General features: G+C 43.4%; 23 protein-coding genes. 17 read left to right on the top strand and 6 right to left on the bottom strand.

The window, feature by feature from the left end:
* Positions 1–3: 3 nt before the first annotated feature.
* Positions 4–831, bottom strand: a complete 828-nt coding sequence (locus tag MK396_RS07830; protein ID WP_268724212.1) for an exodeoxyribonuclease III — start codon at positions 829–831, stop codon at positions 4–6.
* A 133-nt stretch (positions 832–964) separates the two neighbouring features.
* On the opposite strand from MK396_RS07830, the gene MK396_RS07825 reads away from it, so the two are divergent.
* The 14 genes from MK396_RS07825 to trpA all read left to right on the top strand — a co-directional run bounded on the left by MK396_RS07825 (position 965) and on the right by trpA (position 16,065).
* Positions 965–1,420 (top strand): DUF3290 family protein, encoded by a 456-nt coding sequence (locus MK396_RS07825; RefSeq protein ID WP_268724211.1) that lies wholly within the window; start codon positions 965–967, stop codon positions 1,418–1,420.
* Positions 1,417–2,052 carry a DUF421 domain-containing protein gene (locus MK396_RS07820; protein ID WP_061406490.1) on the top strand — a complete coding sequence of 212 codons (636 nt, stop codon included), beginning with the start codon at positions 1,417–1,419 and terminating at the stop codon, positions 2,050–2,052. Before MK396_RS07825 ends, MK396_RS07820 begins: the two co-directional genes overlap by 4 nt.
* A 205-nt stretch (positions 2,053–2,257) precedes the next feature.
* The gene (locus tag MK396_RS07815) at positions 2,258–4,003 is read left to right on the top strand and encodes an ABC transporter ATP-binding protein (protein ID WP_268724210.1); all 1,746 of its coding nucleotides are present in this window, start codon (positions 2,258–2,260) and stop codon (positions 4,001–4,003) included.
* Positions 3,993–5,735, top strand: coding sequence for an ABC transporter ATP-binding protein (locus MK396_RS07810; RefSeq protein WP_268724209.1), 1,743 nt, complete (start codon positions 3,993–3,995; stop codon positions 5,733–5,735). The genes MK396_RS07815 and MK396_RS07810 overlap by 11 nt, the downstream gene beginning before the upstream one ends.
* 104 nt (positions 5,736–5,839) lie before the next feature.
* Positions 5,840–6,532, top strand: a complete 693-nt coding sequence (locus MK396_RS07805; RefSeq protein ID WP_268724208.1) for a sugar transferase — start codon at positions 5,840–5,842, stop codon at positions 6,530–6,532.
* A gap of 42 nt (positions 6,533–6,574) precedes the next feature.
* Positions 6,575–7,813: a DegT/DnrJ/EryC1/StrS family aminotransferase gene (locus MK396_RS07800; RefSeq protein WP_001134475.1), complete on the top strand. Its 1,239-nt coding sequence runs from the start codon at positions 6,575–6,577 to the stop codon at positions 7,811–7,813.
* Positions 7,814–8,333: 520 nt separating this feature from the next.
* The gene (trpB, locus tag MK396_RS07795) at positions 8,334–9,512 is read left to right on the top strand and encodes a tryptophan synthase subunit beta (protein WP_268724207.1); all 1,179 of its coding nucleotides are present in this window, start codon (positions 8,334–8,336) and stop codon (positions 9,510–9,512) included.
* A gap of 293 nt (positions 9,513–9,805) precedes the next feature.
* A complete protein-coding gene (gene trpE, locus MK396_RS07790; protein ID WP_000439655.1) occupies positions 9,806–11,167 on the top strand; it encodes an anthranilate synthase component I in 1,362 nt (453 codons plus the stop codon).
* A complete protein-coding gene (locus MK396_RS07785) occupies positions 11,164–11,730 on the top strand; it encodes an aminodeoxychorismate/anthranilate synthase component II (RefSeq protein ID WP_000601900.1) in 567 nt (188 codons plus the stop codon). The genes trpE and MK396_RS07785 overlap by 4 nt, the downstream gene beginning before the upstream one ends.
* A gap of 10 nt (positions 11,731–11,740) precedes the next feature.
* The gene (trpD, locus tag MK396_RS07780) at positions 11,741–12,745 is read left to right on the top strand and encodes an anthranilate phosphoribosyltransferase (RefSeq protein ID WP_268724206.1); all 1,005 of its coding nucleotides are present in this window, start codon (positions 11,741–11,743) and stop codon (positions 12,743–12,745) included.
* Complete coding sequence (gene trpC / locus MK396_RS07775; RefSeq protein WP_268724205.1) at positions 12,742–13,509, top strand: indole-3-glycerol phosphate synthase TrpC; 768 nt, start codon at positions 12,742–12,744, stop codon at positions 13,507–13,509. The genes trpD and trpC overlap by 4 nt, the downstream gene beginning before the upstream one ends.
* Positions 13,496–14,095, top strand: a complete 600-nt coding sequence (locus tag MK396_RS07770) for a phosphoribosylanthranilate isomerase (RefSeq protein ID WP_268724204.1) — start codon at positions 13,496–13,498, stop codon at positions 14,093–14,095. The genes trpC and MK396_RS07770 overlap by 14 nt, the downstream gene beginning before the upstream one ends.
* A complete protein-coding gene (gene trpB, locus MK396_RS07765; protein ID WP_268724203.1) occupies positions 14,073–15,296 on the top strand; it encodes a tryptophan synthase subunit beta in 1,224 nt (407 codons plus the stop codon). The genes MK396_RS07770 and trpB (MK396_RS07765) overlap by 23 nt, the downstream gene beginning before the upstream one ends.
* On the top strand, positions 15,289–16,065 hold the full coding sequence (trpA, locus tag MK396_RS07760) for a tryptophan synthase subunit alpha (RefSeq protein WP_268724202.1): 777 nt from the start codon (positions 15,289–15,291) through the stop codon (positions 16,063–16,065). Before trpB (MK396_RS07765) ends, trpA begins: the two co-directional genes overlap by 8 nt.
* Here the strand turns inward: trpA and MK396_RS07755 are convergent.
* Positions 16,037–16,696 carry a prepilin peptidase gene (locus tag MK396_RS07755; protein WP_268724201.1) on the bottom strand — a complete coding sequence of 220 codons (660 nt, stop codon included), beginning with the start codon at positions 16,694–16,696 and terminating at the stop codon, positions 16,037–16,039. The two genes, trpA and MK396_RS07755, sit on opposite strands and share 29 nt — an antisense overlap.
* A gap of 69 nt (positions 16,697–16,765) precedes the next feature.
* Here MK396_RS07755 and MK396_RS07750 point away from each other — a divergent pair, with 69 nt between their 5' ends.
* The 3 genes from MK396_RS07750 (at position 16,766) to MK396_RS07740 (ending at position 18,441) form a co-directional block, all read left to right on the top strand.
* A complete protein-coding gene (locus MK396_RS07750; protein WP_268724200.1) occupies positions 16,766–17,221 on the top strand; it encodes a GNAT family N-acetyltransferase in 456 nt (151 codons plus the stop codon).
* 103 nt (positions 17,222–17,324) lie between these two features.
* Positions 17,325–17,849, top strand: a complete 525-nt coding sequence (locus tag MK396_RS07745) for a hypothetical protein (protein WP_049519702.1) — start codon at positions 17,325–17,327, stop codon at positions 17,847–17,849.
* Between the two features lie 70 nt (positions 17,850–17,919).
* Positions 17,920–18,441 (top strand): hypothetical protein, encoded by a 522-nt coding sequence (locus tag MK396_RS07740; RefSeq protein ID WP_254725928.1) that lies wholly within the window; start codon positions 17,920–17,922, stop codon positions 18,439–18,441.
* Between the two features lie 220 nt (positions 18,442–18,661).
* Here the strand turns inward: MK396_RS07740 and MK396_RS07735 are convergent, their stop codons facing one another.
* The 4 genes from MK396_RS07735 to amaP are packed head-to-tail and all read right to left on the bottom strand — an operon-like array spanning position 18,662 to position 20,248.
* Positions 18,662–18,865 (bottom strand): CsbD family protein, encoded by a 204-nt coding sequence (locus MK396_RS07735; protein ID WP_000102421.1) that lies wholly within the window; start codon positions 18,863–18,865, stop codon positions 18,662–18,664.
* Positions 18,866–18,906: 41 nt separating this feature from the next.
* Complete coding sequence (locus tag MK396_RS07730; RefSeq protein ID WP_268724199.1) at positions 18,907–19,491, bottom strand: Asp23/Gls24 family envelope stress response protein; 585 nt, start codon at positions 19,489–19,491, stop codon at positions 18,907–18,909.
* 11 nt (positions 19,492–19,502) lie between these two features.
* Entirely contained in the window at positions 19,503–19,673 is a 171-nt protein-coding gene (locus MK396_RS07725; RefSeq protein ID WP_000454669.1) for a DUF2273 domain-containing protein, read from the bottom strand.
* 11 nt (positions 19,674–19,684) lie between these two features.
* Positions 19,685–20,248: an alkaline shock response membrane anchor protein AmaP gene (gene amaP / locus MK396_RS07720; RefSeq protein ID WP_268724198.1), complete on the bottom strand. Its 564-nt coding sequence runs from the start codon at positions 20,246–20,248 to the stop codon at positions 19,685–19,687.
* Positions 20,249–20,343: the final 95 nt, after the last annotated feature.

Here is a 20,343-nt window from a genome sequence, read left to right as displayed (position 1 = left end):
TCCTTAGAGTTCAATTTCCAATACAATCGGCGTATGGTCTTGACGCGCACCTGAGTCAATCATGTCAGACTTAGTCACCTTGTCAGCCACGCGATTGCTGGTGAGCCAGTAGTCGATTCTCCAGCCTGTATTGTTGATTTTAGAAGTCTTGCTGCGTTGTGCCCACCAAGTGTAACGCTCTGGGACATCACCGTGCAAGTAGCGGAAGGTATCGGTGAAGCCTTTAGCCAGTAGGTTGGTGAAGCCAGCACGTTCTTCGTCGGTAAAGCCTGGTGAGCGGCGGTTGCTGGCAGGATTTGCAAGGTCGATTTCCTTGTGGGCTACGTTGTAGTCACCGGTTGCAAGGACTGGTTTTTCTTTGTCTAGTTGAGCCAAATACTCAGCGTATTTGACGTCCCAGACTTGGCGTTCTTCCAAGCGTTTGAGCCCATCACCAGCGTTTGGTGTGTATACTTGGGTTACGAAAAATGTATCAAATTCCAAGGTGATGATGCGGCCTTCCAAGTCCATGGTAGAAGGAGCACCGATTTCTGGGAAGCTAATCGTTGGTGTGAGTTCTTTCTTATAAAGGAACATGGTTCCAGCGTAGCCTTTGCGAGCAGGTTCTTGAGAGGAACGCCAAGTGTTTTCATAACCTGGGAAGAGTTCTTCTAAAATTTCCAAGTGTTTTTTTGTAGGCCCTTTTGCAGAAAGCTTGGTTTCCTGGATAGCGATAATATCAGCATTTTCGGCTACCAAGGTTTGTAGGACTTCTTGGGACAATTTTGCACGAGCTGAGTCGCTTGTTAGGGCTGCGTTGAGGGAATCAATATTCCATGAGATGAGTTTCATAAAGTTACCTTTTTCATTCAGATTACAGACTATATTATACCAAAAAAAGGCGCATTTCCCCAACGTATGGTTTGAAAAATCATCCTCTTTCGTTTATAATTAAGAATGATTTTATGAAAGGGAGTGAAAATACATGAAATTCTATTCTTATGACTATGTCCTCAGCCAAATCGGTCAGCAAAATGGTATCATGGTTGGCTTTGGAATTGTTCTATTAGCTGTGACAGGTTTTTTTGCTTTTAAGGCATACCATGATAAAAAGGGGACCAAATTTCGTGAGTTGGTCATGATTTCAGCTTTGACCTTATTAGCTCTCCTTTTGGTCAGCATCACGACTTATCAAAACAATCAAGTATCTAATAATAAATTTCAAGCTTCACTTCATTTCATCGAGCTTGTTTCCAAAGAATTGGGAGTAGACAAGTCAGAGGTCTATGTCAATACCTCTGCGGACACGGATGGCGCGCTTATCAAGGTAGGAGATCGCTATTACCGTGCCTTGAACGGAAGTGAGCCAGATAAGTACCTGTTAGAGAAAGTGGAATTGTATAAAACAGATGCAATTGAGCTGGTGGAGGTGAGCAAATGACACTCAATTATATCGAAATTTTAATCAAACTAGCCTTGGGTCTCTTTTCTCTGGTTTTTGTAATTAATGTGACAGGAAAGGGCAACCTAGCACCTAACTCAGCAATAGACCAAATTCAGAATTATGTACTCGGGGGTATCATCGGTGGGGTGATTTACAATAGCGCTATCAGTATCCTTCAGTATGCAGTTATCCTGATTATGTGGACCATTCTGGTCTTGACTCTTAAATGGCTTAACAATAATGTTCACTTTGTGAAACGTTTGATTGATGGGAAACCAACCCTGCTCATCAAAAATGGGAAGATTGATCCAGAAGCCTGTCGTTCGGTTGGATTATCTGCAGCGGACGTAGCACTTAAGCTCCGTAGCCAGGGAATTTTCCAAATGAAACAAGTCAAACGCGCTATGCAGGAGCAAAACGGTCAACTCATCGTAGTCCAAATGGGAGATGAGAATCCCAAGTATCCTGTTGTCACAGATGGTGTTATCCAAGTGGAAATTTTGGAGACCATTGGTCGGAGCGAAGAATGGCTGCTTGATAACCTCAGCAAACAAGGGCATGACAATGTAGCCAATATCTTTATTGCTGAGTATGACAAGGGTGTCGTCTCAGTCGTAACCTATGAATAAGAAAAACCTGGGGTCTTGTACTCTTAGAAAATCTCTTCAAACCGCGTCAACGTCGCCTTGCCGTAGATATGTGACTGACTTCGTCAGTCCTATCTACAACCTCAAAACAGTGTTTTGAGCAGCCTGCGGCTAGTTTCCTAGTTTGTTCTTTGATTTTCGTTGAGTATTGGCCTCAGGTTTCCATTTGCAATCAGAAAGGGATTTTATGTCCATTATTCAAAAACTCTGGTGGTTTTTCAAGTTAGAAAAGCGCCGTTATCTAGTCGGGATTGTGGCCTTGGTCTTGGTTTCCGTCCTCAATCTCATTCCCCCCATGGTCATGGGACGGGTGATTGATGCCATAACTGGAGGACAATTAACTCAGCAGGACCTCCTTCTTAACCTATTTTATCTACTGCTGGCAGCCTTTGGGATGTACTATCTGCGCTATGTTTGGCGCATGTATATCCTTGGAACTTCCTATCGTTTGGGGCAGATTATGCGGTCTCGCTTGTTTGAGCATTTTACTAAGATGTCGCCAGCCTTTTATCAGACCTATCGGACAGGGGACCTGATGGCACACGCCACCAATGATATCAATGCCCTAACTCGTCTCGCAGGTGGAGGTGTTATGTCTGCGGTGGATGCTTCTATCACGGCACTGGTGACTTTGCTGACCATGCTCTTTAGCATCTCATGGCAGATGACCTTGGTTGCCATTCTTCCCTTGCCTTTTATGGCTTATGCGACCAGTCGTCTAGGGAGAAAGACCCACAAGGCCTTTGGCGAATCTCAAGCTGTCTTTTCCGAACTCAATAACAAGGTACAGGAGTCTGTATCAGGTATCAAAGTGACCAAGTCTTTCGGGTATCAGGCGGACGAGTTAAAGTCCTTTCAAACTGTCAATGAATTGACCTTCCAAAAGAACCTCCAAACCATGAAATACGATAGTCTCTTTGACCCCATGGTTCTCTTGTTTGTTGGTTCGTCCTATGTCCTAACCCTTTTGGACGGCTCTTTGATGGTTCAGAAGGGGCAGATTACAGTTGGAAATCTGGTTACCTTTATCAGCTACTTGGATATGCTGGTTTGGCCTCTTATGGCTATCGGTTTCCTCTTTAATATCACTCAGCGAGGCAAGGTTTCTTACCAACGGATTGAGGATCTTTTATCTCAGGAATCACCTGTAAAAGATCCTGAATGTCCTCTGGACGGTATTGAAAATGGACGCTTGGAGTACGATATTGATAGTTTTGCCTTTGAAAATGAGGAGACACTGACGGATATTCACTTTAGTCTGGAAAAAGGGAAAACTCTTGGTTTGGTCGGGCAGACAGGCTCTGGGAAAACGTCCTTGATTAAGCTCCTCTTGCGTGAGTACGATGTGGATAAGGGAGCTATTTACCTAAACGGTCACGATATTCGGGACTATCGTCTGACAGACCTTCGTGGTCTCATGGGATATGTCCCGCAGGACCAGTTTCTCTTTGCGACCTCTATCTTAGACAATATCCGCTTTGGCAATCCTAATTTGCCCTTTTCAACGGTCGAGGAAGCGACTAAGCTAGCTCAAGTTTACCAAGATATTGTAGACATGCCTCAGGGATTTGATACAGTTATTGGTGAAAAGGGAGTCAGTCTTTCTGGTGGTCAAAAGCAGCGTCTAGCCATGAGTCGGGCTATGATTTTAGACCCTGATATCTTAATTTTAGATGATTCCTTGTCCGCCGTGGATGCCAAGACAGAGTATGCGATTATCGACAACCTCAAGGAAACGCGGAAGGATAAGACAACCATTATCACTGCCCATCGTCTCAGTGCAGTTGTCCATGCAGATTTGATTCTGGTTCTGCAAAATGGGCAGATTATCGAACAGGGAACGCACGAAGAACTGCTAGCCCTGGATGGCTGGTATGCCCAAACCTACCAGTCTCAGCAGTTGGAAATGAAAGGAGAAGAAGATGCAGAATAAGAAAGAACAATGGGCTGTATTGAAGCGCTTGATGTCCTATCTCAAGCCCTATGGCCTCCTGACCTTTTTGGCACTCAGTTTTCTCCTCGCGACGACGGTCATTAAAAGTGTCATTCCCCTTGTGGCTTCCCACTTTATCGACCAGTACCTCAGCAATCTTAATCAACTGGCCGTTACCGTTTTGCTGGCCTACTATGGTCTTTATCTCCTACAAACTCTAGTTCAGTATGTCGGCAATCTTCTCTTTGCGCGGGTGTCCTACAGTATTGTTAGGGATATTCGTCGCGATGCCTTTGCCAATATGGAGAAACTCGGCATGTCTTATTTTGACAAGACGCCAGCAGGCTCCATCGTTTCTCGTTTGACCAATGATACCGAGACCATCAGTGATATGTTTTCAGGGATTTTATCCAGCTTTATTTCAGCAGTTTTCATCTTTCTGACAACTCTCTATACCATGTTGGTGCTGGATTTTCGTTTGACAGCTTTAGTCTTGCTCTTTCTACCCTTGATTTTTCTGTTGGTCAATCTCTACCGGAAAAAGTCAGTGAAAATCATCGAGAAAACCAGAAGTCTCTTGTCAGATATCAATAGTAAGCTGGCAGAGAATATCGAGGGGATCAGGATTATCCAGGCCTTTAATCAAGAGAAGCGCCTGCAGGCAGAATTTGATGAAATCAACCAAGAACACTTGGTCTATGCCAACCGATCTGTAGCCTTGGATGCCCTCTTTTTGAGACCTGCTATGAGTTTGCTGAAACTCCTAGGCTACGCCGTTTTGATGGCTTACTTTGGTTACCGTGGTCTTTCTATCGGGATAACGGCCGGAACTATGTATGCCTTTATCCAGTACATCAACCGTCTCTTTGATCCCCTTATTGAGGTAACGCAAAACTTTTCAACCCTGCAAACGTCTATGGTATCTGCAGGCCGTGTCTTTGCCTTGATTGACGAGACGACCTATGAGCCTCTTCAAGAGAATGGGCAAGCTAAAGTCAAAGAAGGCAATATCCGTTTTGAACATGTGTGTTTCTCATATGATGGTAAACACAAGATTCTGGATGATATTTCCTTTTCAGTTAACAAGGGCGAAACCATTGCCTTTGTAGGTCATACAGGTTCGGGGAAATCTTCCATTATCAATGTCCTCATGCGTTTTTATGAATTTCAGTCAGGCCGAGTTCTCTTGGATGGAGTGGATATTAGGGACTACAGTCAGGAAGAGCTGAGAAAGAACATCGGTCTGGTCTTGCAGGATCCCTTCCTCTATCACGGGACTATCAAGTCCAATATCGCCATGTACCAAGATCTTAGTGATGAAGAGGTACAGGCTGCGGCTGCCTTTGTGGATGCAGATTCCTTTATTCAGGAGCTTCCGCAGGGTTATGATGCACCTGTGTCTGAGCGTGGTTCGAGCTTTTCTACTGGTCAGCGCCAGCTTCTTGCCTTTGCTAGAACAGTCGCCAGTCAGCCTAAAATCCTGATTTTGGATGAAGCGACTGCCAATATCGACTCTGAAACAGAAAGTTTGGTTCAAGATTCCCTAGCCAAGATGAGACAGGGGCGGACGACCATTGCTATCGCCCACCGCCTTTCGACCATCCAGGACGCCAACTGCATTTATGTCTTGGACAAGGGACGAATCATTGAGAGTGGAACCCATGAGGAACTCTTGGCCTTGGGAGGAACCTATCACAAGATGTATAGTTTGCAGGCAGGGGCTCTTACCTAAAGAAGAATTACTCTAAATTACAGATTTCTTGCACCGCCTTTTCCATTTTGTGGTATAATGAAAAATGTTGACAAATAGTATAATAAAAACAAAGGAGAAACAGCATGCTGAAATGGGAAGACTTGCCCGTGGAAATGCAATCAAGCGAGGTTGAGTCTTACTACCAGCTTGTCTTTAAAAGGAAGGGTTCGCTGATTTTCAAGCGTTGCCTGGATTGGGTTCTGGCCCTGTTTTTGCTAGTTTTGACTTCTCCCGTCTTTCTTATCTTGAGCATTTGGATCAAGTTGGATAGCAAGGGACCAGTCATTTACAAGCAAGAGCGCGTGACCCAGTACAACCGGCCGTTCAAGATTTGGAAGTTCCGTACTATGGTGACGGATGCGGATAAAAAAGGAAGTCTGGTGACTTCAGCTAACGACAGCCGCATTACCAAAGTGGGAAATTTCATTCGTCGTGTGCGCTTGGACGAACTGCCTCAGTTGGTCAATGTCCTTAAAGGTGAGATGTCCTTTGTTGGAACAAGACCTGAGGTGCCACGTTACACCGAGCAGTATAGTCCTGAAATGATGGCGACCTTGCTCTTGCCAGCAGGAATCACCTCTCCAGCCAGTATCAACTACAAGGATGAGGACACCATCATCAGTCAGATGACAGAGAAAGGTCTGTCGGTTGACCAGGCCTATGTCGAACATGTCCTTCCTGAAAAGATGCGCTATAATCTCGCCTATCTCCGAGAGTTTAGTTTCCTTGGAGACATCAAAATCATGTTTCAAACCGTGTTTGAAGTACTAAAATAAAGTAGTCATGAGAAAATGAGTACAGATAAAAGGAGCAAATCAATGCCAAATTACAATATTCCATTTTCACCTCCCGATATTACCGAAGCTGAAATTGCTGAAGTAGCGGATACCCTTCGTTCTGGTTGGATCACAACAGGTCCGAAGACAAAAGAACTGGAGCGCCTCTTGTCTCAATACACACAGACACCTAAGACTGTCTGCCTCAACTCTGCGACAGCCGCTCTTGAGTTGATTTTGCGTGTTTTGGAAGTGGGACCTGGGGATGAAGTCATCGTTCCAGCTATGACTTATACAGCTTCATGTAGTGTTATCACACACGTAGGAGCGACACCTGTCATGGTGGATATTCAAGCAGATACGTTTGAGATGGACTATGACTTGCTTGAGCAAGCTATTACTGAGAAAACTAAGGTGATTATTCCGGTTGAGCTTGCAGGGATCGTTTGCGACTATGATCGTTTGCTCCAAGTGGTGGAGAAGAAACGGGACCTCTTTACAGCTGCTAGCAAGTGGCAAAAAGCCTTTAACCGTATCGTAATTGTCTCAGATAGTGCCCATGCTTTGGGATCTACTTATAAAGGACAACCAGCTGGATCTATCGCTGACTTTACTTCCTTCTCATTCCACGCCGTTAAGAACTTTACAACGGCTGAGGGAGGAAGTGCGACTTGGAAAGCCAATCCAGCGATTGATGACGAAGAGATGTACAAGGAGTTCCAAATCCTTTCCCTTCACGGTCAAACAAAGGATGCTCTTGCCAAGATGCAATTGGGTTCATGGGAGTACGATATCGTCACACCAGCCTACAAGTGCAATATGACCGATATCATGGCTTCGATTGGTTTGGTACAATTGGACCGTTACCCAGCTTTGCTAGAACGTCGTAAGGACATCGTGGACCGCTATGATCGTGGTTTTGCAGGTTCTAGCATCCGTCCATTGGCACACAAGACTGATAGTGTCGAATCTTCACGCCACCTCTACATCACCCATGTAGAAGGAGCAAGTTTAGAAGAACGCAACCACATCATCCAAGAATTGGCCAAAGCAGGAATTGCAAGTAATGTACACTATAAACCGCTTCCTCTCCTGACAGCCTATGAGAATCTTGGTTTCGATATGGCAGATTATCCAAGAGCCTATGCCTTCTTTGAAAATGAAATTACGCTTCCTCTTCATACAAAATTAAGCGATGAAGAAGTTGATTACATCGTTCAGACTTTGGTGAGAATTTCTGAAGAAATCCTCGGTTCTGGAAAAAATAATAAAAAATCTTGACAAAAAGCGGACAATAGCATATAATATTCTCAACAAATCAGAAAAGTAACTATTTTTGATCTTCAGGGAGCCTGTGGTGATTGTGAACAGGTGGTTGGAAGTAGTGAAAGTGGGCTGATTTAAAAAATGAATTTGAAACAATGAAAATTCGGTGCGCACACCTTACAGTGCAACTTGTTGTTAGACAAGGCAGAGATGTAAAGGGGAATAGTCCCTTTATAATTGAGGTGGCACCGCGTTACCAACGCCCTCACACGGAAATAGATTCCGTGTGTGGGCTTTTTTCTTTCGGTCATTTTGTTTTTTTATTAGGACGTTAAGTCGCTTTGATGAACTTATACTCAATGAAAATCAAAGAGCAAACTAGGAAACTAGCCGCAGGCTGTACTTGAGTACGGCAAGGCGACGTTGACGTGGTTTGAATTGGATTTTCGAAGAGTATTGAGTTCTATCTGCAGCTCCTTGCCTACTACTAAAAGCAAACAAAACGGCCGGATTAATATGGAAAGAGGAAAAATTTATGACAACTAAAGGTTATTTTGGACAATTTGGTGGTAGTTTTGTACCGGAGCCGATTCAGACTCTGTTGGATGAGTTGGAAGTGACATTTGACAAATACAAGGATGATCCAGAATTTTTGGCAGAATTTCGTCATTACTTGAAGGATTATTCTGGTCGTGAAACACCGCTTTATTTTGCGGAAAGTTTGACAGATCACTTAGGTGGCGCTAAGATTTATCTCAAGCGCGAAGATCTTAACCACCTTGGTTCTCACAAACTTAACAACGTTTTAGGACAAATTCTTCTTGCCAAACGTATGGGCAAAAAACGAGTGATTGCGGAAACAGGAGCTGGTCAGCACGGTGTTGCGACAGCAGCAGCTGCAGCTAAGTTTGGTATGTCTTGTGATGTCTACATGGGGGCAGAAGATGTGGAGCGTCAACGTCTCAATGTTTTCCGCATGGAGATGATGGGAGCAACTGTTCACGCGGTTGAAACGGGGACACGAACTCTCAAGGATGCGGTTGATGCAGCCTTTGGAGCATGGATGAATGATCTTGAAGCCTTCTACGTTTTGGGATCTGCTGTGGGTCCTCACCCTTATCCTACCATTGTTCATGAATTCCAAAAGGTCATCAGTGAGGAATCTCGTCGTCAAATCTTGGAAAAAGAAGACCGTTTACCAGACTACGTTATTGCCTGTGTAGGTGGTGGTTCTAATGCCATCGGTGCTTTTTCACAGTATGTGGCTGATGAAGAAGTCAAATTGGTTGGGGTCGAAGCTGCCGGTCACGGACTTGACACAGACAAGCATGCAGCCACTATGACAAAAGGTAGTGTCGGAATTGTCGATGGTATGAAGACTTATGCAGTCTTTAAGGAAGATGGAGAGCTGGCTCCAGTTTACTCTATCTCAGCTGGTTTGGACTATCCAGGGGTTGGTCCAGAACACGCCTACTTTAAAGATTCTGGCCGCGTAGAATACGTGGCAGCGACAGACGAAGAAGCTGTTCAAGCCTTGCTCCTTCTTAGTAAGACAGAAGGGATTATCCCAGCGATTGAAAGTTCGCACGCCATCGCAGAAGCGGTTAAACGTGCACCGAAACTAAGTAAAGATGACATTATCATCATCAATGTCTCTGGTCGTGGAGACAAGGACGTAGCTGCGATTGCAGACTACCTAGAAGCTAAGAAATAAGAGATGGAAAAATTACAGTACTTTCTTTCCCAGAGAGCTTGTGGTTGCTGGAAACAAGCAGAGAAAGCTGTAAGGTTGGGTCCATCTGAAACGAGAGAAGAAAACATAATTCTCAAGGGAGTGCCCTTTATCGCACAGCCTGTTACAGGAAAGTTCTGAGACAGGAATGAGAGATAGGAGAAATCCTATAATTGAGGTGGCACCGCGAATTTCGTCCTCACGCAAGTTATTTTGCGTGGGGATTTTTCATACAATCGCCACGGACTAGAAGTAGAACTGAAAGGGAAATTACAATGGAACGAATCATTCATGGAGATGTCTTATCACCAATCTTGGCTTATATGCGCCTAAAGGGGCAACACAAGGTGATCTTAGAGAGTATTCCGAGAGACAAGGAAACCGCTCGTTTTTCTATCCTAGCCTATAATCCAGTTTTTGAGATTAAGTTTGAAAATGGAGTCCTTTATCAAAATGGGCAAGTGATTGATCGGGATCCCTTGGATTACCTTTATGAAGTAACTCATAAGAGCCAGCATCATTCAGACCTACCTTTTGGTGGGGGAGCTATTGGCTTTGTCGGTTACGATATGATTTCGCTCTATGAAGAAATTGGTCAAATCCCTGAGGATACCATTGGGACGCCAGACATGCATTTCTTTGTCTATGAGAGCTACATGGTTTTTGACCACAAGAAAGAAAAAATCCATGTCATCGAAGATGCTCTTTACAGCGATCGCAGTCAAGAAGATTTGGAAAAAGCCTTGAACCAAGTGCTTGAGGAATTACGCATTCCTACTCCAAATGAATTTGAAGATTTGGATTTATCTCCACTGAACTTCAAACCGCACATTGCTCCTCAGAAGTTTGAGCAAATGGTCGAAACCGCTCGTGACTTGATTCGTAATGGTGATATGTTCCAATGCGTGCTCAGCCAGCGTTTCTCAGCAGAAGTTACTGGAAATCCATTTGACTTCTACAGAAATCTTCGCGTGACCAATCCATCTAATTATCTCTATTTCTATGATTTTGGGGATTATCAAATCATCGGTGCTAGTCCAGAAAGTTTGGTTTCTGTCAAAAATGGCATCGTGACAACCAATCCGATTGCGGGAACGCGACCAAGAGGAGCAACGGAAGAAGAGGATAAGGCTTTGGCGACAGATTTACTTTCTGATGAGAAGGAAACAGCAGAACATCGGATGTTGGTAGACTTGGGGCGCAATGATATCGGCCGCATCTCTGAAACAGCCAGTGTCCAAGTCACCAAGTATATGGAAGTGGAGCTTTTCCGCTATGTCATGCATTTGACCAGTGTTGTGAAAGGGCGTTTGCTTCCAGAACTCACTGCCATGGATGCCTTGAAAGCTACACTTCCAGCTGGAACAGTTTCAGGAGCTCCAAAGATTCGGGCCATGAGACGGATCTATGAACTGGAAACAGAAAAACGTGGTGTATACGCAGGAGCAATCGGCTACTTGTCTGCGACGGGAGATATGGATTTCGCCATTGCCATCCGAACTATGATTCTCAAAAATCAAACAGCCTATGTGCAGGCTGGGGCAGGGATTGTCTATGACTCTATCGCTCAAAACGAATACCAAGAAACCATTAACAAGGCTAAATCTATGACTAGAATTGGAGAACTAAGACCATGATTTTATTGATTGACAACTATGATTCTTTTACCTATAATTTGGCGCAATACATTGGGAATTTTGCAGAAGTGCAGGTCTTGAGAAATGATGATCCCAAGCTGTATGAAGAAGCTGAAAAAGCAGATGGTCTGGTCTTTTCTCCTGGTCCTGGTTGGCCAGTTGATGCTGGAAAGATGGAAGATATGATTCGTGACTTTGCAGGTAAGAAGCCAATTCTAGGGATCTGTTTGGGTCACCAAGCTATCGCAGAAGTCTTTGGTGGGAAGCTAGGTTTGGCTCCAAAAGTCATGCATGGGAAACAGAGCCATATTAGCTTTGAAGCGCCATCTGTTCTCTATCAAGGCATTGAGGATGGTCGTCCAGTCATGCGCTATCACAGCATTTTGATTGAAGAAATGCCAGAAGGCTTTGAAGTGACAGCTCGTTCGACTGATGACCAGGCTATTATGGGAATTCAACACAAAAGCCTGCCGATTTATGGCTTCCAGTACCATCCAGAAAGTATCGGAACGCCAGATGGCTTGTCTTCTATTCGGAATTTTATCGAGAAGGTTGTAAAGTGAGGAAACTAGGATGAAAGAGATTATTGAAAAACTAGCAAAATTTGAACATTTATCAGGTGTGGAAATGACGGACGTCATTGAGCGTATCGTAACTGGGCGTGTAACCGAAGCTCAGATTGCTTCTCTTCTCTTGGCCCTTAAGATGAAGGGGGAAACACCGGAAGAACGCACAGCCATTGCACAAGTCATGAGAGGCCATGCCCAACACATTCCAACTGAAATCCACGACGCCATGGACAACTGTGGTACTGGTGGAGACAAGTCCTTCAGCTTTAACATCTCCACAACTGCAGCCTTTGTATTAGCTGGCGGCGGCATTCATATGGCCAAACATGGTAACCGCTCGATTTCTTCTAAATCAGGTTCGGCAGATGTCCTTCAAGCATTAGGCATCAATCTTGACCTCAAACCCGCTGAACTAGGTAAGGTTTTTGATAAAACTGGCATCGTCTTTCTCTTTGCTAAAAATATGCACCCAGCTATGAAGTACATCATGCCCGCTCGTTTGGAACTAGGAATTCCAACGATCATGAACTTGACTGGTCCACTGATTCACCCAATGGCCTTGGAAACACAGCTTCTTGGTATTAGTCGTCCAGAACTGCTAGAAAGTACAGCTCAGGTTTTGAAAAATATGGGTCGCAAACGTGCCATCGTGGTTGCTGGACCAGAAGGGCTGGATGAAGCTGGCTTGAACGGAACAACCAATATTGCTCTTCTTGAAAATGGCGAAATCACCTTGTCAAGCTTCACTCCAGAGGATTTGGGGATGGAACGCTACGCTATCGAAGACATTCGAGGAGGAAATGCTCAGGAAAATGCAGAGATTTTGCTTAGCGTTCTTCAAAACGAACCAAGTCCATTCTTGGAAACGACAGTCTTGAATGCTGGCCTTGGTTTCTATGCCAATGGTAAGGTAGCTAGTATCAAGGAAGGAGTTGCCTTGGCTCGTCAAGTGATTGCTAGTGGCAAGGCCCTTGAAAAACTCAGACTGTTACAGGAGTACCAAAAATGAGTCAGGAATTTTTAGCACGAATTTTAGAGCAGAAGGCGCGTGAGGTTGAGCAGATGGAGCTGGAGGAAATCCAGCCCTTGCGCCAGACCTATCGCTTGGCAGAATTTTTGAAGAATCACCGGGACCGTTTGCAGTTAATCGCTGAGGTCAAGAAAGCTAGCCCTAGTCTGGGAGATATCAATCTCGATGTGGATATTGTTCAACAGGCCCAGACTTATGAAGCAAACGGCGCAGTAATGATTTCGGTTTTGACAGATGAGGTTTTCTTTAAAGGGCATTTGGATTATCTACGGGAGATTTCCAGTCAGGTAAACATTCCAACGCTCAACAAGGACTTTATCATCGATGAAAAACAAATCATCCGTGCTCGCAATGCCGGCGCGACAGTTATCTTGCTCATCGTCGCGGTCTTGTCAGAAGAACGCCTCAAGGAACTCTATGACTACGCGACAGAGCTTGGTCTGGAAGTCTTGGTGGAGACCCACAATCTAGCTGAACTAGAAGTGGCACACAGGCTTGGTGCTGAGATTATTGGGGTTAATAATCGCAACTTGACCACCTTTGAGGTCGATTTGCAGACCAGTGTAGACTTGGCCCAGCACTTTAAGGAAGGTAGCTATTACATTTCTGAATCTGCCATTTTCACAGGGCAGGATGCAGAACGAGTAGCAGCATCCTTTAACGGAATTTTGGTTGGGACAGCTCTCATGCAGGCAGAGGATGTGGCCCAGAGAATCAAGGAGTTGCAGATTGACAAAGGTTAAAATTTGTGGATTATCGACCAAAGAAGCGGTAGAGACAGCCGTTTCAGCAGGGGCAGACTACATCGGTTTTGTCTTTGCACCCAGTAAGAGACAGGTGACCTTGGAAGAGGCTACTGAGCTGGCAAAGTTTATTCCTGTTAACGTTAAAAAGGTTGGCGTATTTGTTTCACCAAGTCGAGCTCAACTGCTAGAAGCAATTGACAAAGTTAGCTTGGACTTGATTCAAGTTCATGGTCAGGTAGCGGATGATTTATTTGAGGATCTGCCTTGTGCCAGCATTCAGGCTGTGCAGGTGGATGGAGATGGTCATGTCCCCAATTCTCAGGCGGATTATCTCCTCTTTGATGCCCCTGTGGCTGGGAGTGGTCAGACCTTTGACTGGGGTCAACTGGATACGTCTGGACTAGCCCAGCCATTTTTCATCGCAGGTGGGCTTAAGGAAGAAAATGTAGCAAAAGCAATTCAACACTTCACTCCCTATGCAGTCGATGTATCAAGCGGAGTGGAGACAGATGGACAAAAAGATCAGGAAAAGATTAGAAGATTTATAGAGAGGGTAAAGCATGGCATATCAAGAACCAAATAAAGATGGATTTTACGGAAAATTCGGCGGACGTTTCGTCCCAGAAACATTGATGACAGCAGCTTTGGAGTTGGAAAAAGCCTACCGTGAAAGTCAGGCAGACCCAAGTTTCCAAGAGGAATTAAATCAACTTTTGCGCCAGTACGTAGGACGTGAAACTCCTCTTTACTACGCAAAAAACTTGACCCAGCATATCGGTGGCGCCAAGATCTATCTCAAACGGGAAGACCTCAACCATACAGGGGCCCACAAGATTAACAATGCCTTGGGACAAGTCTTACTTGCTAAACGCATGGGCAAAAAGAAAATTATCGCTGAAACAGGTGCTGGTCAGCACGGTGTGGCAACTGCAACAGCTGCGGCCCTCTTTAACATGGAATGTACCATCTATATGGGTGAGGAAGATGTCAAACGCCAAGCCCTTAATGTCTTCCGTATGGAGCTTTTGGGAGCCAAGGTCGAGGCTGTGACTGATGGTTCGCGCGTGCTCAAGGATGCGGTTAATGCAGCCCTTCGTTCATGGGTGGCAAATATCGATGATACCCACTATATCCTTGGTTCTGCCTTGGGACCTCATCCATTCCCAGAAATCGTTCGTGACTTCCAAAGTGTCATCGGTAGAGAAGCCAAACAACAGTACCGTGACTTGACAGGTCAAGATTTGCCAGATGCCCTAGTAGCCTGTGTTGGTGGTGGTTCTAATGCGATTGGTCTCTTCCATCCATTTGTAGAAGATGAGTCTGTAGCTATGTATGGGGCTGAGGCAGCAGGACTTGGTGTGGATACAGAGCATCACGCAGCGACCTTGACCAAGGGACGTCCGGGTGTTCTCCACGGTTCTCTTATGGATGTGCTCCAAGATGCTCATGGCCAAATTCTTGAAGCCTTCTCTATCTCAGCAGGTTTGGACTATCCTGGTATCGGTCCAGAACATTCTCATTACCACGATATCAAACGCGCCAGCTATGTTCCTGTGACAGACGAGGAAGCCTTGGAAGGATTCCAGCTCTTGTCTCGCGTGGAAGGAATTATCCCAGCCTTGGAATCTAGCCATGCCATTGCCTTCGCGGTGAAATTGGCCAAAGAACTTGGACCAGACAAGTCTATGATTGTCTGCCTATCCGGTCGTGGGGACAAGGATGTAGTTCAAGTCAAAGACCGCTTGGAAGCAGATGCAGCAGAGAAGGGAGAAGCTCATGCCTAAGACACTAACAGAAAAATTGAATGCTACCAAAGCAGCAGGAAAAGGAATTTTCGTTCCCTATATCATGGCTGGGGACCACGAGAAAGGCTTGGAGGGTCTCGGTGAAACAATCCACTTTTTAGAAGATTTGGGTGTTTCAGCCATTGAAGTGGGTATTCCCTTTTCAGACCCAGTTGCAGATGGACCTGTGATTGAAGAAGCAGGATTGCGCAGTATAGCCCACGGGACTTCTACCCAGGCTTTGGTTGAAACTTTGAAAACCATTCAGACAGAAATCCCACTTGTCATCATGACCTACTTCAACCCCCTCTTTCAGTACGGTGTGGAGAAATTTGTCAAAGACCTGGCAGATACAGCAGTTAAGGGCTTGATCATTCCAGATCTGCCTCATGAGCATGCCAACTTTGTGGAGCCCTTTTTGGCAGACACGGACATCGCCTTGATTCCCCTAGTTAGTTTGACGACAGGACTCGACCGTCAAAAAGAGTTGATCAAGGGAGCTGAAGGCTTCGTCTATGCTGTTGCCATCAATGGGGTAACAGGGAAATCAGGCAATTACCGTGCAGACTTGGACAAGCACTTGGCGCAATTGCATCGAGTAGCTGACATCCCAGTCTTGACAGGTTTTGGCGTATCTAGTCAAGAAGATGTAGAACGCTTCAATGCGGTATCAGATGGCGTTATCGTCGGTTCGAAAATTGTAAAAGCTCTCCACCAAGGAGAGCCGATTGAGGACTTTATCAAGCAAGCAGTAGCTTACCAAAAATAATCACACAAGTAGCAAGTAAGAGGAAAGGCACGAAAGGAAGTCTTTCCTTTTTCTTTTGCAGGAGAAAGGCTAGAATGCCCGTCGCAGAAGCGAACTGAATCAAGATCAGTAGTTCAGTCGCACTAAAGACGAGAGCGCAAGAAGCCAGAAAGAGGAAATCCCCTGCTCCCATACGGATGTCGATAAAATGAGCCATGATTCCGAGAACAAGGAAGAAGAGCATGACCAGACTCCAGCCAGATAAAACCATGAGGATTAGGTGGAACGTCAGCCAGACCAGTAAGGGATACTCCTGATGGAGAAGGTCGTAAATGCCCAAGGTCAAGCCAGCAGTGATGAGGATGACTTGCCCCAAGGAAAGCCATCCCCAAGACCAAGCTAGAAAGAGGATTCCTAAGCCTAGTTCAAAGAGGGCATACCAGAATGGATAGCGAATCTTGCAGTAGCGACAGCGAAAGCGATTGAAGAGCTGAGAAAGGATAGGAATCAAATCTAGCGGACGCAAGCGAGTCTGACAGGAATTGCAGTGGCTAGCTGGTCGAATAATGGATTGCTCAGGAAAACGGTCAATGACCAAACCCAAAAAAGAAGCGAGAATGCTCCCGACAAGAAAAAAATAAAGATCAATCATACTTATCTATTCGTAAAAAATAAGAGAAGTAGTATAATAAAGAAACATTGATAAGATGGTGAGGTCAAGATGATGATTCGTTTTGAAGAAAATGTGAGCATGGAAAACGCTCAGCTCGTATGCCAATGGTCCAACTCCCTTGGCAAATCCTTTCAAGAACAATGGATGGGAACAATGATTCCTTTTCCCTTAACAATTCAAATCTTGCAAGATTTGAAAGGAATCTTTTCAATCTTTGATGGACAAGAGTTTGTGGGGCTTATCCAGAAAATCAGGCTAGAAGACAGGAATCTTCATATCGGGAGATTTTTTATCAATCCCCAGAAACAGGGGCAGGGCTTAGGTAGCCAGGCTTTAAGGAAATTTGTTAGTTTGGCCTTTGAAAATGAAGACATAGACACTATTTCTCTAAATGTCTACGAGGCAAATCAAACAGCTTACAAGCTTTACCAAAAAGAAGGATTTGAAACCGTTCAAATGGTTGAAGTACCTATACGAAAATACATCATGAAAAAGGGCAGATAACAGTCAGGTGGGGCTAGAGTCCCAAGGATTTTTAAGGAAAAGGAAGTTCTCTTTCAAAGTTAGAAACAAGACTTCTATGATTTCTTAGATAGAGGAGATAAAAATGTCGAGACCTAGAAAAATACGAATCTTGCTCGCTTCTGTACTTGCCTTAGTTGTTGGTATCACTCTTTATTCTCAGTATCAAAGCCACCAAGAACGGTTCCAATTAAAGACCTCCTTTGAAGAAAAGGACACTATAGCCGTCTTAAAACATTTAACGGCGTCAGGAAAATATGCGTCTGACATGCGAAAAGCTGGCTATATTGTTCCTCCCGACGGTGCCATTCGCTTGGATGGAGGAATTGACTCCATAGGGATAAAAGGAGACATCGATTTGAAAATGTCGAATCCTAGAAGGGATGAAGTCTCGGTTTTATTTGAAACAATGGTAAATGAGGAAAAAATAGATGCCTACTATATTTTAGATCATCAATTTACTCTAAAACGTAGTTACTATTCTTATATTAGTAATCAAAATAAAGAAAGTGTGACGATATCTCAAGCCGAAGAAGAACGCTTGTTAAAGATTGTTCAAAAAGAGTTGAAAGCTTTTCTAGATAAGATGTATCAGACTTTATATGGTTGATGGCACTATTGAGAAACTAACACGAGATCTTGTTTAGAATGTCAACGATGATAAGAAAGGAGGGACAAGAATGTTTACAGAATTGCTCTTTATTGTCTCTTTTGTGTTACTTTTACGTTTGTTTAAGAGTAGGCGCTCACGAATGATTATAGGAGTCTTGTATAGTTTGCTGCTAGTCTGGTTTGTCATTTCCGTTTTGAACTATGGCAAATACACTCTTCAACCAGGTCAATCCGTCAACTTAAGAGTAAATCCCAGAACACAAGATTTGGAATACTATTCAATCTTCATCTTGAAGAAAAACGATTCAAGTAAAATTAAATTAACTGGCTCAAGTGTTTGGAGTGAGAGTAATGGTGATGTTTACTATGAAGTAGAGGGACAAAAAATTACAAAAAGCCATGGTTTCGATGAGGAGGATGAAGAACTTCCAAACAATCAAGCAGATATTTATTTAGAAAAAGATGGAGTTGTTGTGAGTTACCAAGGTGAAAAAGTGTTTGATGCCACCAATAACAAGCCCTACACGATAACCATTACCAATGTAGACAACCAACTAGCCCAATTTGAGGCTCAGGTGGTGGATAAATAAGCCAGTCTAGTAGTGTGCAAGCTTTTAAAATTTGTTTCAATTCAATAAAAACATACTATTTTAAGTAAGCAAAAAAGCCCTGAAACCAAGGCTTTTCCTGTTGACACTACCTTTTAGCGAAAATTGGGAAGCGTGTTTAGAATCCGATCTACAAAAAAAGAGGACATTTGCGGTCCTCTTTTTGACTACTATAGATAAAAAGGTCAATTAACGTTTAGTCTTATTTTTCGTCTTTGTGAAGCATGTTTTTAACACCTTCAATAGCCCCTTCGACAGCGTCTTTAGCATCTTCAGCAACTTCTTTTACTTTAGAAACAACTTTTTCAGCTGTTCCTTCTTTTTCCATTTTTTCATCGCCGATCATTTTGCCGACACCTTCTTTAATGGAACCTTTTGCTTGGTTTAATTTTTCTTCTGTTGACATGATTCTGCCTCCTTTAAATTGATTGATTTTGACAAGATTAATTAGTGTACGCGAGCATTTTCCTTTGTTTCGCCTTTAACGGCTTCAACACCTTCGCCTACTTTTTCTTGAACAGCAGCTACACCTGAACCGATACCAGATTTCACTTTTTCAAATTGTTCTGAAGCAAATTCTCCTGTTGAAGAAGCCACGTCAGTTACTCGGTCTTGGAGGCTAACTGAATCTGCTTCATGCTGTTCCTTCGTTTTGATATCAACAACATTCACATTGACTTCAACTACTTCTAAATCAGTCATTTTTGTAACTTGTGATACAACAACATCTTTGATTTCTTTGTACAAAGCAGGGACATTCTTTTGGTACTCAACAACAATGTTCAAGTCAACTGCAACTTGTTCTTTCCCAACTTCAACATTGACACCATGAGTGACATTATCTGTATTGATAATTTTTTCTGTTAGATTAGAGAAGAATCCTCCATCCACATCCAAAAGTCCAGGTACTTTTTCAAGTGAAAGACCAATGATTTTTTGGATTACTTTATCTTCATAAGTGAGTTCCCCTTTAACATTTTGAGAAACAACAGCAATATCTTTTTTTTCTACATTTTTTTCTACGTTTGACATACGAGACTCCTTTATTTATTTAAATATTTTTCCTTAACATAGTATCCTGCAAATGCTCCTAGGGCTCCACAAATTAGTACAAATAGTGTTTTGAAAAAGCCAAAGGATAAGATAAAGCAAGCGAGAATGACACCTACTAGACCTGCAATAATTGGATACTGATATTTTTTAAACCATTCCATTTTTTACTTCCTTACTTTACACGACTAACAGTCTTTTTGGTCGTTTTTGGAGGTTCAAATTCTTTCACTTTAACTTCAAGTTTTACCTCACGTTCAATACCAAAGAACTGCTTTAATCCATGAGTTATTTCATTCTGAATGACAAGACATCGTTTTGAGATGTTGTCCGAAGGAAGAATTTTGCCCTCAACATAAACGAAACATTTATTTTTGCGGCTATTTACATGGACTGTTGGTTCTTTGATCAACTGATGATCAATGACCAAACATCGAACAAAGCCTTCGATAGCTGAATTTTTTAGTTTTAATGTATCTTCTTGAGTTTCTAATTGGATCTCTAGATATTGTTTAGGATAAAAGAGTATCACTAAGATTGAAATTAACACTAAAACAGATAGGACAAGTGTCCCCCAAAAGACATATCTAGCAATCAGGAATTCAGCGTAGAGTTCTCTCCAACTGAATAAGTGGATTCCTAAATCACTGACCTGATGATAATCTATGAGAATAGGAAGGAAAATAGTCAAGATTAAGATACAGAAAATAAGTAACAATATTTTCTTTGATTTTGACATATTAAATCCTTTCAAATGAAAAGCTTAAACCATAATTTTACCCGTCTAAAGAATTCAAAATTATGGCTTATCACTTTTAATTTCTTATTAGGTAA

Source organism: Streptococcus oralis (assembly GCF_026782235.1).
GTDB lineage: Bacteria > Bacillota > Bacilli > Lactobacillales > Streptococcaceae > Streptococcus > Streptococcus oralis_CC.
The sequence above is the reverse complement of the archived record's forward strand: the minus strand, read 5'-3'. Positions and strand labels throughout refer to the sequence as shown.

Excerpts from the sequence above, each read along its gene's own strand:
- trpD (WP_268724206.1), top strand. The coding sequence starts at position 11,741 with ATGAAAGAGATTATTGAAAAACTAGCAAAATTTGAACATTTATCAGGT.
- MK396_RS07815 (WP_268724210.1), top strand. The coding sequence starts at position 2,258 with ATGTCCATTATTCAAAAACTCTGGTGGTTTTTCAAGTTAGAAAAGCGC.
- trpE (WP_000439655.1), top strand. The coding sequence starts at position 9,806 with ATGGAACGAATCATTCATGGAGATGTCTTATCACCAATCTTGGCTTAT.
- MK396_RS07825 (WP_268724211.1), top strand. The coding sequence starts at position 965 with ATGAAATTCTATTCTTATGACTATGTCCTCAGCCAAATCGGTCAGCAA.
- MK396_RS07830 (WP_268724212.1), bottom strand. The coding sequence starts at position 831 with ATGAAACTCATCTCATGGAATATTGATTCCCTCAACGCAGCCCTAACA.
- MK396_RS07820 (WP_061406490.1), top strand. The coding sequence starts at position 1,417 with ATGACACTCAATTATATCGAAATTTTAATCAAACTAGCCTTGGGTCTC.
- MK396_RS07785 (WP_000601900.1), top strand. The coding sequence starts at position 11,164 with ATGATTTTATTGATTGACAACTATGATTCTTTTACCTATAATTTGGCG.
- trpB (WP_268724203.1), top strand. The coding sequence starts at position 14,073 with ATGGCATATCAAGAACCAAATAAAGATGGATTTTACGGAAAATTCGGC.
- MK396_RS07735 (WP_000102421.1), bottom strand. The coding sequence starts at position 18,865 with ATGTCAACAGAAGAAAAATTAAACCAAGCAAAAGGTTCCATTAAAGAA.
- MK396_RS07730 (WP_268724199.1), bottom strand. The coding sequence starts at position 19,491 with ATGTCAAACGTAGAAAAAAATGTAGAAAAAAAAGATATTGCTGTTGTT.
- MK396_RS07740 (WP_254725928.1), top strand. The coding sequence starts at position 17,920 with ATGTTTACAGAATTGCTCTTTATTGTCTCTTTTGTGTTACTTTTACGT.
- MK396_RS07800 (WP_001134475.1), top strand. The coding sequence starts at position 6,575 with ATGCCAAATTACAATATTCCATTTTCACCTCCCGATATTACCGAAGCT.
- amaP (WP_268724198.1), bottom strand. The coding sequence starts at position 20,248 with ATGTCAAAATCAAAGAAAATATTGTTACTTATTTTCTGTATCTTAATC.
- MK396_RS07805 (WP_268724208.1), top strand. The coding sequence starts at position 5,840 with ATGCTGAAATGGGAAGACTTGCCCGTGGAAATGCAATCAAGCGAGGTT.
- MK396_RS07745 (WP_049519702.1), top strand. The coding sequence starts at position 17,325 with ATGTCGAGACCTAGAAAAATACGAATCTTGCTCGCTTCTGTACTTGCC.
- MK396_RS07750 (WP_268724200.1), top strand. The coding sequence starts at position 16,766 with ATGATGATTCGTTTTGAAGAAAATGTGAGCATGGAAAACGCTCAGCTC.
- trpB (WP_268724207.1), top strand. The coding sequence starts at position 8,334 with ATGACAACTAAAGGTTATTTTGGACAATTTGGTGGTAGTTTTGTACCG.
- MK396_RS07810 (WP_268724209.1), top strand. The coding sequence starts at position 3,993 with ATGCAGAATAAGAAAGAACAATGGGCTGTATTGAAGCGCTTGATGTCC.
- trpC (WP_268724205.1), top strand. The coding sequence starts at position 12,742 with ATGAGTCAGGAATTTTTAGCACGAATTTTAGAGCAGAAGGCGCGTGAG.
- trpA (WP_268724202.1), top strand. The coding sequence starts at position 15,289 with ATGCCTAAGACACTAACAGAAAAATTGAATGCTACCAAAGCAGCAGGA.
- MK396_RS07755 (WP_268724201.1), bottom strand. The coding sequence starts at position 16,696 with ATGATTGATCTTTATTTTTTTCTTGTCGGGAGCATTCTCGCTTCTTTT.
- MK396_RS07725 (WP_000454669.1), bottom strand. The coding sequence starts at position 19,673 with ATGGAATGGTTTAAAAAATATCAGTATCCAATTATTGCAGGTCTAGTA.